Annotated in this window: 12 protein-coding genes; 7 read left to right on the forward strand and 5 right to left on the reverse strand. The window is 36.5% G+C overall.

The window, feature by feature from the left end:
- The first annotated feature begins 147 nt into the window (after positions 1-147).
- Complete coding sequence (locus tag A6M55_RS01935; RefSeq protein ID WP_015029621.1) at positions 148-378, forward strand: PspC domain-containing protein; 231 nt, start codon at positions 148-150, stop codon at positions 376-378.
- A gap of 44 nt (positions 379-422) precedes the next feature.
- Here the strand turns inward: A6M55_RS01935 and A6M55_RS01940 are convergent, their stop codons facing one another.
- A complete protein-coding gene (locus A6M55_RS01940) occupies positions 423-3,011 on the reverse strand; it encodes a DNA gyrase/topoisomerase IV subunit A (RefSeq protein WP_064196276.1) in 2,589 nt (862 codons plus the stop codon).
- A gap of 208 nt (positions 3,012-3,219) precedes the next feature.
- Between A6M55_RS01940 and A6M55_RS01945 the strand changes: the two genes are divergently transcribed.
- The 5 genes from A6M55_RS01945 to A6M55_RS01965 all read left to right on the forward strand — a co-directional run bounded on the left by A6M55_RS01945 (position 3,220) and on the right by A6M55_RS01965 (position 11,056).
- Positions 3,220-3,435, forward strand: a complete 216-nt coding sequence (locus tag A6M55_RS01945) for a hypothetical protein (protein WP_064196277.1) — start codon at positions 3,220-3,222, stop codon at positions 3,433-3,435.
- A gap of 420 nt (positions 3,436-3,855) precedes the next feature.
- A complete protein-coding gene (locus A6M55_RS01950) occupies positions 3,856-4,317 on the forward strand; it encodes a Fur family transcriptional regulator (RefSeq protein ID WP_015029624.1) in 462 nt (153 codons plus the stop codon).
- Between the two features lie 142 nt (positions 4,318-4,459).
- On the forward strand, positions 4,460-6,886 hold the full coding sequence (locus A6M55_RS01955; protein WP_064196278.1) for a TonB-dependent receptor: 2,427 nt from the start codon (positions 4,460-4,462) through the stop codon (positions 6,884-6,886).
- A gap of 91 nt (positions 6,887-6,977) precedes the next feature.
- Positions 6,978-9,434 (forward strand): TonB-dependent receptor, encoded by a 2,457-nt coding sequence (locus tag A6M55_RS01960; protein ID WP_064196279.1) that lies wholly within the window; start codon positions 6,978-6,980, stop codon positions 9,432-9,434.
- A 278-nt stretch (positions 9,435-9,712) separates the two neighbouring features.
- Complete coding sequence (locus tag A6M55_RS01965; RefSeq protein WP_064196280.1) at positions 9,713-11,056, forward strand: sialidase family protein; 1,344 nt, start codon at positions 9,713-9,715, stop codon at positions 11,054-11,056.
- A 72-nt stretch (positions 11,057-11,128) separates the two neighbouring features.
- Here A6M55_RS01965 and A6M55_RS01970 read toward each other — a convergent pair whose 3' ends face one another.
- The 3 genes from A6M55_RS01970 to A6M55_RS01980 form a co-directional block, all read right to left on the reverse strand.
- Positions 11,129-11,833, reverse strand: a complete 705-nt coding sequence (locus A6M55_RS01970) for a superoxide dismutase (protein ID WP_015029628.1) — start codon at positions 11,831-11,833, stop codon at positions 11,129-11,131.
- Between the two features lie 106 nt (positions 11,834-11,939).
- Entirely contained in the window at positions 11,940-12,545 is a 606-nt protein-coding gene (gene recR / locus A6M55_RS01975) for a recombination mediator RecR (RefSeq protein ID WP_015029629.1), read from the reverse strand.
- A 122-nt stretch (positions 12,546-12,667) separates the two neighbouring features.
- Positions 12,668-12,961 carry an ATP-dependent Clp protease adaptor ClpS gene (locus tag A6M55_RS01980; protein ID WP_052315383.1) on the reverse strand — a complete coding sequence of 98 codons (294 nt, stop codon included), beginning with the start codon at positions 12,959-12,961 and terminating at the stop codon, positions 12,668-12,670.
- 185 nt (positions 12,962-13,146) lie between these two features.
- Between A6M55_RS01980 and A6M55_RS01985 the strand changes: the two genes are divergently transcribed.
- A complete protein-coding gene (locus tag A6M55_RS01985) occupies positions 13,147-14,589 on the forward strand; it encodes a sodium:solute symporter (RefSeq protein ID WP_064196281.1) in 1,443 nt (480 codons plus the stop codon).
- Between the two features lie 49 nt (positions 14,590-14,638).
- Here the strand turns inward: A6M55_RS01985 and A6M55_RS01990 are convergent, their stop codons facing one another.
- Positions 14,639-16,522 (reverse strand): M1 family metallopeptidase, encoded by a 1,884-nt coding sequence (locus tag A6M55_RS01990; protein WP_064196282.1) that lies wholly within the window; start codon positions 16,520-16,522, stop codon positions 14,639-14,641.
- Between the last annotated feature and the right edge of the window lie 53 nt (positions 16,523-16,575).

A 16,575-nucleotide genomic window follows, 5' to 3' on the forward strand; every position in this document is an offset into this window, starting at 1 on the left:
TATCAAAAAACAAGTTTTTGAGTAAATTATATTTGTATTTATTTTATAATTTATTGGATAAAAGAACTTTACGATTTATTATTTTTTCGTTAAACCCTTGACAAAAAAGAAATTTGTATTAACTTCGTGTTCACTTTTTCAAAGACAATGCTAAAAACGGAAAGATTCAGATACTTAGTTGAGAACCAACTTTTTGGGGTTTGTTCACGACTTGGCGAAAAGCTTAATTTTTCGGCGGGTAGTATTCGTTTGTACTTTATTTATGCGTCGTTCTTCACTTTTGGTTCGCCAATCATACTTTATTTAGTACTGGTTTTTTGGATGGAAGTAAGAAAACATCTTCGCCGACGCCAAAACCCAACTGTTTGGGAAATTTAGTAGAGACTTCCCAAATCTTGAAGATTTAGGAAGCCTAAAAAACATTAGAATAAAGCTAATTGCTTGTCGTTATCTTCTTGATTATCATCATTTTGTGAATCGTCATTATCAGAAGTCTTGTCATCAGTCGAAGTAATAACCTCTTCTACTTTTGGCTCAAGCATTTTCACTTCCACAATATCATACGCATTGATTTTTTGCCCGATTGCTTTCCAACCTCTAATATCGACAAACTCATCAACCAAAATCGTTTGAGTTTCGACTGGTGATTTTTTATCAGATTTGGTTTTAATTTCAAATCGAGGATATTTATCAAGGCTAGCGGCCAATAAACGAGAATTTTTGGTGTCGGAGATAAACAAAAACTTTTTATCCATAGTGGTGGTCTCGATTTTGAAACGCTTAATGTAGAAAATCTTGTTTTCTCCTTCGTAATGTAAGCACGAAACAGGGCTTTCAGCATCATATTTAGACACAATCAAAATTTCTTTTGGTTCATAGCGGTTAGTTAATTCAAAGTTGGTAAATTCATAATGTCCATCTTTGTAAATAACTAAGATTTTGTCTTCCGAACCAAAATTTCCTAAATACTGTCCGTGTTCATCACGATTAAGCTTCCCTATTACCGCATCGAACCAAATATCTACTCCTCCAAGCGTTGATTTACCGGCTGATTTGAATGCAATTTTACGAATAGGAAATTTCGTAACAACATTTCCCATCGAGCTACGGTTTTTGATAGTTAAAGTCGAGAAATCCCAGTCGAATTGTTTTTTCTTGGCAGTAGAGTTTGCTGTAAGATTAACGGCAACTGTTTCTGCTTCGCCGTTATCATTGGCGGTAAAGTATAAGATTTTCGACTTCGGATTACCCATCGTCACATCATATTCTTTATCACGCGTGATGCCCGTTACAAAGAATCGTTTGGCATAAGAAGTGCCCGATTTAGCATCAATGTAAATAGCATTGTAAATTTTACGTTCATCGTTTTTACGGAAAACCGAACAATAAATAATGTCTTTTCCAACGAATACTTTTTCTTGGATTTTTGTGATAACGTATTTGCCATCACGTTTAAAGGCAATAATATCATCAATATCAGAGCAATCCATTACATATTCGTCTTTCTTTAGTCCGTAGCCAATAAAGCCTCCTTCACGGTCAACATAAAGTTTTTGATTATTGGCCGCTACCACTGTTGCTTGAACTGCTTCGAACTGACGTATTTCTGTTTTGCGTTCTCTGCCTTTGCTATATTTCTTTAATAAATCACGGTAGAAAGAAATCGTAAAACGCACTATATTAGCCAAGTTATCTTCTACTTCGGCCAATTCATCTTGTAGGCGTTTCATGAGTTCATCGGCCTTGAATGAGTCATACTTAGAAATACGTTTGATTTTAATTTCAAGTAATCTGAGTAAGTCTTCTTCAACTATTTCTCGATAAAAATCTTTTTTGTATGGTTCTAAACCACGGTCAACAGTGGCTACTACATCTTCGAAAGTTGTACATTCTTCGATTTGACGATAGATTCTATTTTCAATAAAGATTTTTTCTAGCGAACTATAAAGTAGTTTTTCTTTGAGTTCATGCCGCTTAATTTCCAGTTCTCGCTGAAGCAAATGTTTAGTTTGCTCAGTACATTGCTTTAAAATATCACTTACTGTAATAAAATGAGGTTTGTTGTCAACAATCACACAGGCATTCGGCGAAATTGAACTTTCACACTCTGTAAAAGCGTAAAGAGCATCAATCGTAATATCTGGTGAAGTATTAGGAGCCAAGTGAATAATAATCGAAACATCTTTGGCGGTATTATCTTCAACCTTTTTGATTTTTATTTTGCCAGCATCATTCGCCTTGATAATTGACTCGATAAGAGATGATGTAGTTGTACTAAATGGAATCTCCTGAATCTCGAGGGTTTTCTTATCTATTTCGGCAATTTTCGCACGAACTTTTATTTTTCCTCCACGAGCACCATCATTGTAGTTGGTCACGTCAACCATACCACCCGTCAAGAAATCGGGATATAATTGGAATGGTTCCTTTTTGAGGTAAGAGATAGAAGCTTCGCACAACTCAATGAAGTTATGGGGCATTACTTTAGTAGAAAGGCCAACCGCAATACCTTCTACTCCTTGAGCAAGTAGGAGGGGAAATTTTGCTGGAAGATTTACTGGTTCACGCTTACGGCCATCATAAGACATTTGCCATTCGGTAGTATCTTCGTTGAAAAGAACGTCATTCGCAAATTTCGATAGACGTACCTCAATATAACGCGGAGCCGCCGCACCATCGCCCGTGCGAACATCTCCCCAGTTTCCTTGTGTATCGAGTAGGAGATTCTTCTGTCCCATCGTCACGATTGCGTCTCCAATTGAAGCATCGCCATGTGGGTGATATTGCATACTTGAGCCAATCACGTTGGCTACTTTATTGAAACGTCCATCATCCATTTCTTTAAGGGCATGCAAAATGCGTCGTTGAACGGGTTTTAAACCGTCTTCGATGGCAGGCACGGCACGCTCAAGAATTACATATGAAGCATATTCGAGAAACCAGTTTTCAAACATGTCGTCGATTACTTCTTTTTGCTGTAGGGGGTCGTACTTTGGTGTTTCGTCACTCATAATAGTCTGTTAGCGAAAGCATAATAATATAAGGCAAATGTAGTAAAAAATGGCATAATTCTATGGGTTTCTGAGAGCGTGACTTTGTTATTTAGAAATATTCTAAATAAAGTTTGGGTTTTAATTTTCTCTGTCTATCTTTGTGCTATTATTTAGATTAATTCTAAATAATAGCACTATTGGTTATTACCTTAAACTAGATTCTAACATGAAAATTCTCAAATTTTTAGTTGATTTACAAGAATCTCTTAGTTTACAGAAATTAAAAAACGAGTTGAATAGTGTAGGAATTAAGGCTTTTACGATTGATTATTTGAGTATGCAGATTTCAATTTTAGGTACAGATTCAATACAAGATGAAACAATTGATTGTACAGTAAGAAAAGCAGATTTCGATTCTAAATCCTTTAGGATAAGTAATTAATAATTTAAATAAACGCTAAAACTGCCGTTTAATTTTCGGTTTTAAAATTGCCAAGACAGCTAGGTCTGCACACTTTTTTTAAATTTTATGCACTACTAACTAGATTTACAAATGTAGTTTTTGAAGAAAGTAGAAATATTATCAGTTAAAATTTATGGGTTTAACCAAAGTTTCTTAAAACCCTTAGAAGAAACAAAGAGTTGTTCTTGTGAAGATTAGTAGTTTCTTAAAATCCTTTTAGTTCTTTAAAATATAAGCCTGAAGGTTAGAGATAAAATATTTAAATGGACGGAAGTTTTCATCAATTAGTTTGTCAGTTTTTGTTGATATAAAGCTTATTGATAGCAGTTTTTATAGCACTTAGAGATGGTGAAATTGCAAAAACTAAGATTAATAACCACATAATAAAAAATACGAGCCATGCTTGAGCAAAATCATTATAAGGAAGCTAAGGCAATTTTAGATGCCAAAATTGAGGAATTAGGGCTCCGTAAGACAGTCGAACGATATAAGATTTTAGAAGAAATTTATAAGCGTAACGACCATTTTGAAGCTGATGAATTGTATTATGTTTTTGTCGAACGTAATTTTTCTGTAAGTAAATCTACTGTTTATAATACACTTGAATTGTTGGTGGAGTTGGGGCTTGTAAAAAAACGCCAGTTTAATGGTTCACATGCAGCTTGCTACGAAAAGGCCTTTGGTAGAAAACAACACAGCCATTTAATTTGTGTAGATTGTAATCGTGTATTTGAATTTTGTGACCCTCGTCTTCAAGCTATTCAAAATACTATTTCTGAGTTCTATGATATGTCTATTATTGACCATTCGCTAATAATCTACGGTCAATGTCAACGAGAGAATTGTAAGAAAAATACCTAATTCTCGTTCGAATACCCATTTGATTTTTTGTATTTCAAATCCTTATTTAAAATTATTCTAAATAAATCCTTGTCGTTTAAAAATTCGTATCTACATTTGTGGTGTTATTTAGAATTAGTCTAAACAAAATTAAGAAATAAATATGAACTCTTGGAATTATACTATTTTAAGTTTGTTGTTTGTCCCAATGCTTTCTTATGGACAAAAAGCGGCTATTAGTGGCAAGGTTGCAGATAATCAAAAGCAGATTGTAATTGGAGCAAGCATCGTATTAAAAGGCACTGTAAGGGGAGTTCAGACCAATAGCAAAGGTGAATACATTATTAAAGGATTAAAAGAGGGAAATTATACTTTAGTTGTATCGAGCGTTGGTTTGCAGTCTGAAGAAGTTGCGGTTGAACTTAAAGAAAATGAATTGAAAATAGTAGATGTTTCTTTAATGGAAGAGACTTATACACTCAAAGATGTACAGGTGGTAGCAAGCCGCGGCGTGAGAGGGAATGAACATTTAGCAGAAGTAGATGGCTATTCCATAAATGCGACTAAGAAAAACGAAGTTATAAAACTTGACAACCTCAATGCCAATTTGGCAATGAACAATAGCCGTCAGATTTTTAGTCGAACACCCGGTATTTCGGTTTGGGAAAATGATGGTTCGGGTATTCAGTTGGGCGTGGCATCTCGTGGTTTAAGTCCGAATCGTTCTTGGGAGTTTAATGTTAGAATGAATGGATATGACATTACACCCGATCCAATGGGTTATCCAGAAGCCTATTACACACCACCAATGGAAGTAGTTGACCGCATCGAAATTGTCCGTGGAGCTTCTTCTTTACAATACGGCCCACAATTTGGGGGATTGATGAATTTCGTACTTCGCAAGCCTGATATTTCTACTCGTATTACGGTAGAATCTCAGAATACAACAGGTAGTAATGGCTTGTTTAGTACATTTAATTATATCGGCGGAACTGAAGGTCGTTTAAGTTATACTGCCTATTACCAAAAACGTTTTGGAAACGGTTGGAGAGATAATAGCTATTACAACACTGACCACGCTCACGCCGAATTGAGCTATGCCATTACGAATAAATTCAAAATAGGAGCAGAGGCTACCTACATGACTTACAAAAGCCAACAAGCAGGTGGCTTGACCGATGCTCAGTTTGCCCAAGATGCACGCCAAAGTGTGCGTAGTCGAAATTGGTTTAGTACGCCTTGGTTAGTTCCTTCGCTCTCGGCTGAGTATGTTTTCAGTGAAAAAACAAAATTAAGTTGGAAAGCCTTTGGCGTGATTGCCGAGCGTAGTAGTGTTGGGAATGTAGCGGCTATTACAACTGTAGATAACCTTGCTTCAAATCGTCAGGTAGATACAGACTACTACAATAATTATGGTTCAGAATTACGCTTCATTACAGACTATAAATTTTTTGGATTAAATAATACAGTTGCGAGTGGTTTAAGGTACTACAATGGTAATATCGACCGTAAGCAGTTAGGAAAAGGGTCGGTTGGGGAAGATATGGAATTTAGTATCGAAGGCGAATATCCACGTGATTTAGATTTTAATAATATCAATAAAGCTGCTTATTTTGAGAATATTTTCCGCATTAGTAAGAAGTTTTTAGTAACTGCTGGCGGAAGAATTGAAAATATCAGTTCAACCATGCACGGACGTTTGGGTTTATCAAATGGTGTTGCCAATAATCTAACTCCAACCACTCGAAATCGTAGTTTCTTACTCTTTGGTGGAGGAGCGGAGTACCATCTGACGGAGCAATCGGAGTTTTATAGTAATATCTCACAAGCATATCGCCCTGTATTGATTTCTGACCTTACACCTCCTGCTACAACTGATGTGATTGACGAAAATCTGCAAGATGCCCGTGGTTATAATTTTGACTTTGGATACCGTGGAAAAGTAGCTAACTACTTAAATTTCGATGTTGATTATTTCTATGTAAATTATAATAATCGAATTGGAACAATAACCCAAACGAATGCAGCCAACCAACGTTATCAGTTCCGCACCAATTTAGGACGTTCAGTTAGCCAAGGTTTTGAAGGGTATATTGAGTTTGACCCAGTCACGGCTTTCTTCAAAAAATCCAAAATTGGTTATATTAGTATGTTTGCTTCCATAGCTTATATTGATGCTACTTATCGTGATTTCAAGACGACTTCGGTAGTAAATGGACAAATAGTAGAAGGTAATCTTTCGGGAAAAAGAGTGGAGAATGCTCCTCGAAAAATTAATCGTTTTGGAATTACTTATACAAAGAAAGGCTTTTCAATTACTTGGCAAATGAGCGATATTGGCAAAGCTTATGCCGATGCTACGAATACCGAAGTTGCCAATTCGGCTGCCACAACTGGGGTGATTCCAGCCTATACTGTACAAGACCTTTCGGCAAGCTTTAAATTCTTAAAGCACTACAATGTTAAAGCAGGGGTAAATAACCTAACTGATGAAAGATACTTTACACGCCGTGCGGGTGGATACCCAGGCCCAGGTATTTTACCAGCTGATGGCCGTACATTCTACGTTTCAGCAGGATTTAAGTTTTAATAACCAATATACTAAAAGGAAATTCAAAGAATTTCCTTTTAAAATCGAGTTTGTTTATAATTAGTCTAAATAAAAATTAAACCAAAGAAAAATGAAAAATATAATCTACTCCTTATTAATGCTTTGGGCGATTGGAGTTCAAGCTCAAACTCAAACTGGACAAGTCAAAGGAATTGTAAAAAACAGCGAAGGACAAGTTGCCCCTTATGTTTCAATTCAATTGAAGGAGCTAAAAAAAGGTACAACTTCGAGCGAAAAAGGTGAGTTTTCAATTAGCAATATCAAAGGTGGAAATTATACGTTAGTAGCTTCTTTTGTTGGATATAAAACGTTGGAACAAAAAATAAGAATTGAAGAAGGAAAAACACTTAGCCTTTCACTCGAATTATTAGAAAATGCCGAAATGCTAAAAGAAATCGTTATTTCGGGGACTTATATCGCAAATCGTACTGCTACTTTAGGAAAAGCCAATATCCGTCCACTTGATTTGCCACAAAGTACAGCCGTGGTAAGTAGTACAGTTATTGCCGACCAACAAGCCATTAGGCTTGGCGATGTAGTGAAGAATGTCAGCGGGGTTTCGCTTACTGAAACGCGTGGGGGCGTTGCCGAAACATTCTCTTCTCGTGGATATAGTGTTGGTATTGCCGGAGCAGGAGGAAGTATTTTCAAGAACGGTACAATCAGTAATACCATGGGTTTTCCTGATGCCAGCACTTTAGAATCAGTCGAAGTAATGAAAGGAAGCTCGGCTTTACTTTATGGCAATGTTTCAGGTGGTGTGATTATCAATATGGTTACGAAAAAGCCTCGTTTCGATTGGGGTGGGCAGGCCTCAATGCTTGTTGGAAGCTACAATCAGTACAAGCCGACTGTTGATGTTTATGGGCCGATTAGTAAGAAATTGGCTTTCAGAGCAGTGGGTACTTATGAAAATGCTCAAAGCTACCGTGATGTTGTGAAAACAAATAGGGTATATGTTACACCTTCGTTATTATACAAAATTAGTGACAAAACCGATGTTTTATTACAGGCTGATTATTTGAAAAGTAATATCGTACCAGATGCAGGCGTAGGAACACCTAACAGTAGAATTACGATTACTGAATTGCCCGAAGCTCCGAGAAATCGTTTTATAAATACTTCGTGGGCTTATAATAATACTGACCAAACCGCTGGTTTTTTAACTATCAACCATCGTTTCAATAACAACTGGAAGCTTACCGCTATTGGCTCGGTGCAAGATACACGCGTGAAAGGTTTTGGAGCAGGAGTACCCAATGCCATTACTGCCAATGGAGACTACACACGAGCATTAAGTGCGGTGAATACAGCTGAAAAAGATTATACTGCTCAAGTAAATTTGAATGGAAGTTTTAAAACTGGAAAAATCAATCATCAATTATTAGTGGGGGCTGATTTCCTAAGAATAGAGAATGTGAGCCATACTTTTAAATTCATATCAGCTGCTGGGGTAGTAGGTACTGCCTATGATAAAATTAATATTTTCGACCCTATAAAATATGTGGCTCGTACAGATATTCCGACCATCGCTGATACTGCTCGCACAACAACTCCACAAAACCGCTACGGTGTTTATATACAAGATTTGATAGCAATTAGTCCTAAATTCAAAGTATTAGCTGGGTTGAGGTATTCTTATCAAACAGCGTTTCAATCGACTATCTTGAATCTTGAAAAAAATGTTTCACGACGTGGCACAACTGCCGATAAATCAGACGCTGCATTTTCTCCGAAACTCGCCTTGATTTATCAGCCATTCCAGACAACCTCTATCTATACTTCATACAGCAATAATTTTACTATCAATACAGGCACCGATATTAATGGCGATGCCCTAAAACCATCAATCATCGACCAATACGAAGTTGGGGTAAAAAATGAGTTTTTAGATGGAAAATTATCGGTTAACGCAAGTGTTTATAAAATTATCAATAGCAATTTTGCTCAAACGGCTCTTTTTGATAAAAATGGTAATCCAAACACAAATACTAGTATTAGAGAGTTATCGGGTGAGACAACAAGTGATGGTTTTGAAATTGATTTCAACGGAGTATTATCGAAAAACTTCTATTTCTTGCTTGGTTATGGCCATAACTTCATGCGTTATACCAATACAACGGGTGTGGTTGGTTCGCAAGTTGAGGGAGAGCAGCTAATCAGAAACCCAAGAAATACGGCCAACGGTTCGTTATTCTATACTTTCGATAAAACTAAACTAAAAGGTCTAAAATTGGGTATTGCAGCGTTCTACACAGGTAAGCGTTTTGCAGGGAATAACAATGTGGTGGGCTTAAATGGTGGCTTAAATAATACAACTGCTGCTTTGAGTGCTTATAATGCTTTGATTCCATTAACTGCCTTTACAACTACGGATATTTCGGCGGGATATACTTTTGGTAAAATTTCTGTTCTTGCCAAGGTTTCAAATATTTTCAATACCATGAATTATATCGTTCATGACCGTTATAGCATCAATCCGATTGCTCCACGCCAGTTTGCAACAACATTGAGTTATAAGTTCTAAATATTGAGAATTATTGAATTACAGGGTTATTCAAAATTTTAGCTTTACGAATGGTTCGCCGTTGTAATTAGGATTTTTATCTAATAGAACTCAAGTCGAAGCTATTTCTGTAAGCGTGCTTAAACGAATTAAAATAGCAATTTTACTAGAAATGTACCGTTAGGTACTAAATATTGGCAACTGTAAAAGATTACAAGATTATAGGCGTAGCGTAGGTACGCAACAAACTGTATTTTGATTTAAGAAATATTTGTTAAACAACTTAAGACAATTCAAAAATGTTAAAATTATTAGTGCCCATTCACCTATTTTTTGTTGGACTCTTTGGCTTTTCTTTCATTAATATCCAAGAAGATAGTCATGAAATGACTATCTGTAAAACTATTGATGTATCAGTTAATCATAAAGGTGGTAGGATTGCAAGTAACTTCGGCGATTCACCTTTTGCAATAGACCATAATAAATCATATAATTTACCAACCTTGGCCAAAAACAATAAAGGAGAAGTGGTTTTATATTGGACTGAAAAAGACCCTCAGAACGAAGTTGCTTTATATTTTGCAACTTCAAAAGATGGAAAAACTTATGCTGAAAAGAAATTGGTTTTTGCTGATGCAGGTTTAGGCAATGGTCGCTTGGCTCGTCCAAAACTCCTTTTCAAGAAAAATGGCGAAATGGTTGCTATTTTTTCTTACCGTGTAGGAGCTACGCCTCCGAGAGAAGCCCGACCAACAACTCAGACACAAGAAGCCAATCATAATAATCATAATGCACTTGCTTCGCAACAAGTACCAGCAGCCAGACCAAAACGTAGTTCGGAAATAAGATTTACGGTTTCTAAAGATGGAGGAAATACTTGGTCAACACCAACTTCGGTTGATACCGATACAACAAAACTTACACGTGGTTTCTTTGATGCGGTGGTATTGCCTAATGATGAAGTAGCGGTAGCTTATTTGAAAGATGTAAAAGGTAGTACAAAGTTTGAAGAACGTGATTTGCGTTTGGTAATTACAAAAAATGGTGTTTTTCAACCTGAAAGATTAATCGACCCAGTTGTTTGTGATTGTTGTAATATAAGTATGGTTGTGGATGAAGCAGGGGCTTTACACATGGTCTATCGAGATAATAACAATGATATTCGGGATATGGCCCACATTGTTTCGAAGGATAATGGAGCAACATTTTCAGCACCAAAAACTTTATATGCTGATAAATGGGAAATCAAAGGTTGTCCACATTCGGGAGCTACTTCTGCTTCTACGAAAACTGACCAATTTATTACGTGGTTTTCTGGTACACAGAATGGACAATCGGGTGTTCGTTTGACCAATGCTTCAGGTAAATTATTGAAAGTATTAGATTCTTCGGCAAAGAATGCCTCTATTGCGGCGGATGATAAAACGGCTGTTTGGGTTTGGGAACAAATTGCCGAAAACGGCCCAAGTAATATCTTTTACAGTAAAGTAATCAATGGGAAATTACTTGATAGTCAGAAAGTTGCTTCCTCAGACTTTGGACAAAATGCCAGCACTTTAGTAGTGAATGGAAAAGTTTTAGTAGCTTATGAAGTTTTGAAAGCCGATAAAAAAACTGTGTTAGCGGCTAAGTTTGTGGAGTGATGAATATAAATAAGTAAAAAGAGGCTTAATTTCTCACCGAAATAAGCCTCTTTTAGTCTATCAATTAGCTAATTACTTCATCGCTGCTTCAAAGTTTTCGTTAACTTTTTTCCAGTTAACAACATTCCAAAAAGCGGCTACGTAATCGGCACGTTTGTTTTGATATTTCAAATAATAAGCGTGTTCCCAAACATCAAGAGCTAAAATTGGCGTTCCTTTGTCGGTTGCCACATCCATTAATGGATTATCTTGGTTGGCAGTCGAAACTATTTTCAATTTCTTGTCAGGCGTAACGATTAACCAAGCCCAACCCGAACCAAAACGAGTAGTAGCTGCTTTTCCAAATTCTTCTTTCATTTTATCGAACCCACCAAAAGTTGCTGTAATGGCATCAGCTAATTTACCCGATGGAGCTCCGCCAGCATTTGGTCCCATAATTTGCCAGAAAAATGTATGATTCCAGTGACCTCCACCATTATTTCTTACCGCAACAGGATATTTACTGATATTGCTCAATAACTGGTCGATTGAAAGTTTTTCCATATCAGTTCCTGCAATGGCTTTGTTGAGGTTATCGACATAAGCTTTGTGGTGACGGTCGTGGTGAATTTCCATCGTCATTTTGTCGATATGTGGCTCAAGAGCATCGTTTGCGTAAGGGAGCGGAGCAAGAGTGTGCATTCCGTCGAAAAAAACAGGTGCAGATGCAAAAACATCGCCTAATTTAAAAGCGAAAGTACTTGCTATAAAGGTTTTGATAAAATCTTTTCTATTCATTGGTTTATTAGACATTAGGTATTAAACAATCAAATCTACTATTTTCTAACAATACATATTAGTGTTTCGTTTACATTAACGAAAATTTAACGTTTTCGAAGAATATCTATTCATAAGATACGCGACTAATAATACTACGCCCAAGGGTAACTTCATCGGCATATTCTAAATCTCCTCCAATCGGGATTCCACGAGCTATAGTACTGATTTTTTTCCCGAAAGGCTTAAGCTTTTTTTGTAAGTAAAATGCCGTTGTATCGCCCTCCATAGTTGGGCTGAGAGCCAAAATAATCTCTTGAATTTCAGCGTTTTGCTCAACTCTTCTAATAAGCGATTCTATGTGAAGGTCGTTAGGGCCAATACCCATCAAAGGTGAAATAATTCCTCCTAAAATATGATATAACCCACGATACTGAGCTGTATTTTCAATAGCTAATACATCGCGTGTGTCTTCAACTATGCAAATGACTGAGGTATCGCGGCGTGGAGAACTACAAATAAGGCATAGTTCTTCATCAGATATATTATGGCATTGTTTACAGTAAGTGGTCTTGGTTCGCATTGCTGTAAGGGCATCAGCTAAGAGTAATGTCTGTGATTCATCACGTTTCAGTAAGTGAAGTGCCATTCTCAAAGCCGACTTCTTGCCAATTCCGGGTAGCTTTGATATTTCAATTACCGCTTCTTCTATCAGTTTTGAGGGGAAATTCATGAAATTAAGTCCACTGTCAACAGTTGACAGTCAACAGCGTATATTTATTTTATTTTAATCAGTTTAAACTATTCTTCAAGGCATGAAGCATTTTAACGATTTCTTCAATTCTTAACTTTGACCTATTTCAACATTATTTCAGCAGAGATATGGCGGCGACAAATCTCATTTCTCATGGCCGCTAATTCTTCAAAATCACCTGATTTAACACCACATTTTCCTTTGTAATGAATAATTAATGTACATTGTTCGGCTTGCTCAGGAGTATGTTGACAAACATCAATAAGGGTGTCAATCACGTGGTCGAAGGTATTTATATCATCATTGAAAACGACTAATTCCCATAATTTAATATCGGCGAGGTCTTCAACGACCTCTTCAATAACTTCAATTTCTGGACTTGGTAACGTTGTCATCTGTTTAAACTTTTGCACAAATTTGGTTTATTAATAAAAGAAAAAAAGTAATTTGGACTTTTGTGTCTACTCTTTTGGGCATTTTATAATGCTAAGATAATTCATTCTTACGAAAGAGTCGTTTTGTTATCGAAAAAAAAGTTTTGATATTTGAACAAGATTTTAAACCATAAGTACGCATTTGTATGACTTCATCCCTTGCTTTAACTATTTTAGTAATCTATTTCCTTGTTCTAATTGCCATTTCATTTTACACAGCTAAAGGAGCCGATACTAATACTTTTTTTACCGCTAATCGCCAATCGCCATGGTATTTGGTGGCTTTTGGTATGATTGGAACATCAATTTCGGGCGTAACGTTCGTTTCTGTACCTGGAGCGGTTGGAAAAATTCAATTTTCTTATTTTCAAGTAGTTTTGGGCTATGCTTTGGGTTATTGGGTAATTGGCACAATTTTGATGCCGATGTATTACCGTCTAAACTTAATTTCTATTTACGGCTATCTCGAAAAAAGATTTGGTTTTTGGTCTTATAAAACGGGTTCAGCATTTTTTCTATTATCTCGTACAGTTGGTTCGGCTGTGCGTATGTATGTAGCGGTGCAGGTATTGCAATTAGCTATTTTCGATTCGTTGGGTGTGCCATTCGAATTGACCGTTTTGATAGCTATGGGCTTAATCTTTGTTTATACCTTTAAAGGTGGGGTAAAGACAATCATTATTACCGATACACTTCAAACATTTTTCTTATTAACAGCCTTAGTGTTGACTATTTATTTGATAGGTAAACAATTAGATTTAGGATTTTTTGACTTGTTTTCTACTGTAAAAGATAGCCAATACTCTAAAGTATTTGTTTGGGATTGGGCGAATAAACATCATTTCTTGAAGGATTTCTTCTCAGGAGCATTCATAGCTATCGTAATGACTGGTCTTGACCAAGATTTAATGCAGAAAAACCTGACCTGTAAGAGTATTGACGAAGCTCAAAAGAATATGTTTTGGTTTTATGTAGTTTTGGTGTTTGTGAATCTCTTATTCTTGAGTTTGGGCGTATTGCTCTATATGTATTCTGAGAAAATGGGCTTGCCAATTCCTGCTAAAACCGATGATTTGTACCCTTCTTTAGCTTTAGGAAATAAATTTGGAACATTGGCTGCCGTAACATTTTTATTGGGCATTACCGCTGCAACTTATGCCAGTTCGGATTCTGCTCTTACAGCTCTTACAACCTCCTTTTGTGTTGATTTTTTACACATCGAAAAATATGATGAGGCCAAACGCCAACGTCTCAAGCACTATGTCCATTTAGGTTTTACGGCTGTATTTTTTGTTGTAATTATCATTTTTAGAGCACTGAATAGTCAAGAGGTAATATCTGCAGTATTCAATATTGCAGGCTATACTTATGGGCCATTATTAGGACTATTTGCATTTGGATTATATCTCAAACGTCCGCTTAAAGATAAATTTGTACCTTACGTTTGTGTGGCTGCACCGTTTTTGACTTACGCAGTTGAAGAAGTTTCGAAAGCAACAATTGATTTTGAATTTGGTTTCTCGAAGTTGATGCTCAATGGATTTATAACTTTTGTAGGGCTTTGGCTTTTGTCGAGAAAAGCTGAATAATATTTAAGTTAGACTTCGCTTCAAGCGAAGTCTAACTTTTTTCTTTCCTTTACCCCAAGAAACTCAGCAGATTCTGCAACCAAAACATTATTTTTAAAGCATATTTCGCAAATGGCCACGCAGATTGGTTAATACTCTTACTATTATTGTTCAGGTTTAAGTCAAATAAAATTTTGTTTTGAGGGTCGATTGTTACCGATTGGATGTCTTTCTTGAAATTAAAAGTTTTTGAAAAATCTTCGCCAGACCAATTGATTTCTTCTTCTTTTCCATCAATAAATTTTATTAGTATTTCAGTTGGAATTTTCATTTCACCGAGTCTTTCAATGGTAAATTTATTGCCCGAAATTTCCTTCACTGCGTAGTCATGGTCAGGAGCGTTGTAAAGTGTTTGTTCAAAATACCAATCAAAGTCTTTCCCAAACTTATAATTGGTCTTTTTAGGAGCAATTTCATTCACAATATTTACAAAATCCTTCACTGGAGGGTGCTTGAATCTCCATCTGATAAAATAAGATTGCATGACTTCATCCATCACCTCTTTACTAATCAAATTCTCTAAAGTCTGTAGCATGGTAGCGGTTTTCATGTAGGTCATTATCCCATACGTACCTTTGGGGTATCGCCAAGATTCACGAGCAATCTCGGTTACTTTTACATTACTCATGCCCACGTATGAAATTCGAGGCAATTCTGAATCATTGATTTTAAAACCTAATAAATTAAACATCGAACCTTTTCCATAAGTAGCATCCATGATTCTCGTTTCGAAATATTGATTAAAACCTTCATCGAGAAAAGACTCTTCAAATTCATTAGAAGCCAACATTCCTTGAAAATATTGATGCCCAAACTCATGAATTGTTACCACTTCAGGCGAGCGAATTCCTTTAGGTAAACCCCAAATCGTTTCGCCACAAGTAATAAAAGTTGGATATTCCATGCCTGAAGAACCAGCTCCTGCAAGCGGCGGGTCAACCAATGTAAGAACCGTATAAGGGTATTTACCTAAGTGTTTCTCGAAATATTCTAAAGCCGCAATGGCCGACTGGAAAAAGCGTTCCGTAGTACCACTATGTTCGGGCTGAACTACTGCCTTGATTTTTACGTGCTTCCACTGCCTTACGCTTACTTCAAATCTTGGTGAGACCGTCCATGCAAAATCATGTACATCTTCTGCTCGGTAGCGGATGGTTTTGGTATTATCGCTGTTTTGCTTTTCATGTTGAACTATGCCCGTAGCTGCCAAAACAAAGTTCTTTGGAACAGTCATGCTGACATTGTAAACACCGAAATCTGCGTAAAACTCGCTATCTGCATGAAACTGGTGACAATTCCATTGACCACGCTTGGCATATCTCATTCCTGTGGTTTCATAAACACCAATTTTCGGAAACCATTGTCCAATCAAATGATAATCGCCAGCGTAGCCAGTTCGTGCAAAAACTTTGGGTAAACGAGCACTAAAGTCTATATCAAGCGTGATACGTTCATTAGGATGCAAAGGCTTATTGAGCTTTACACTTATTACGGTTTGGTCTTTATCGTTTAGATCGTCGGGTTGTATAAATTTTATCTGAGAAGTTAAGTTTTCACCTCTACGAATTTTCATTGATTTTACATCAATCCAACCCCAATTCCCTTTGTTTTTTTTATCCATCATTTCACCACGAAGCTGCCCGCCCGATTCTTTCATGAATGTTGAGTTTTTATTTTTGAAAGCATTGAGGTATAGATGAAATTGAAGCTCGGAGATAATATCAGTTGAGGTGTTTTTCCAAACAAGCGTTTCTTTGCCTTCAAGTGTGTGCTTGATTGGGTCAAGTTTGACAGAAATATCATAATTAGCAATACGGCCACTCAAAGGTTGCGTTTGAGCAAAGCTTATGATTGATAATAAGAAAAAGGGTATAGTTTTAAAAAACTTAGGCATGAAATATTGTGGTTATTCTTTTATTGCAATTTAGAAATTAAATATTATTTCTA

This window comes from Emticicia sp. MM (assembly GCF_001649495.1).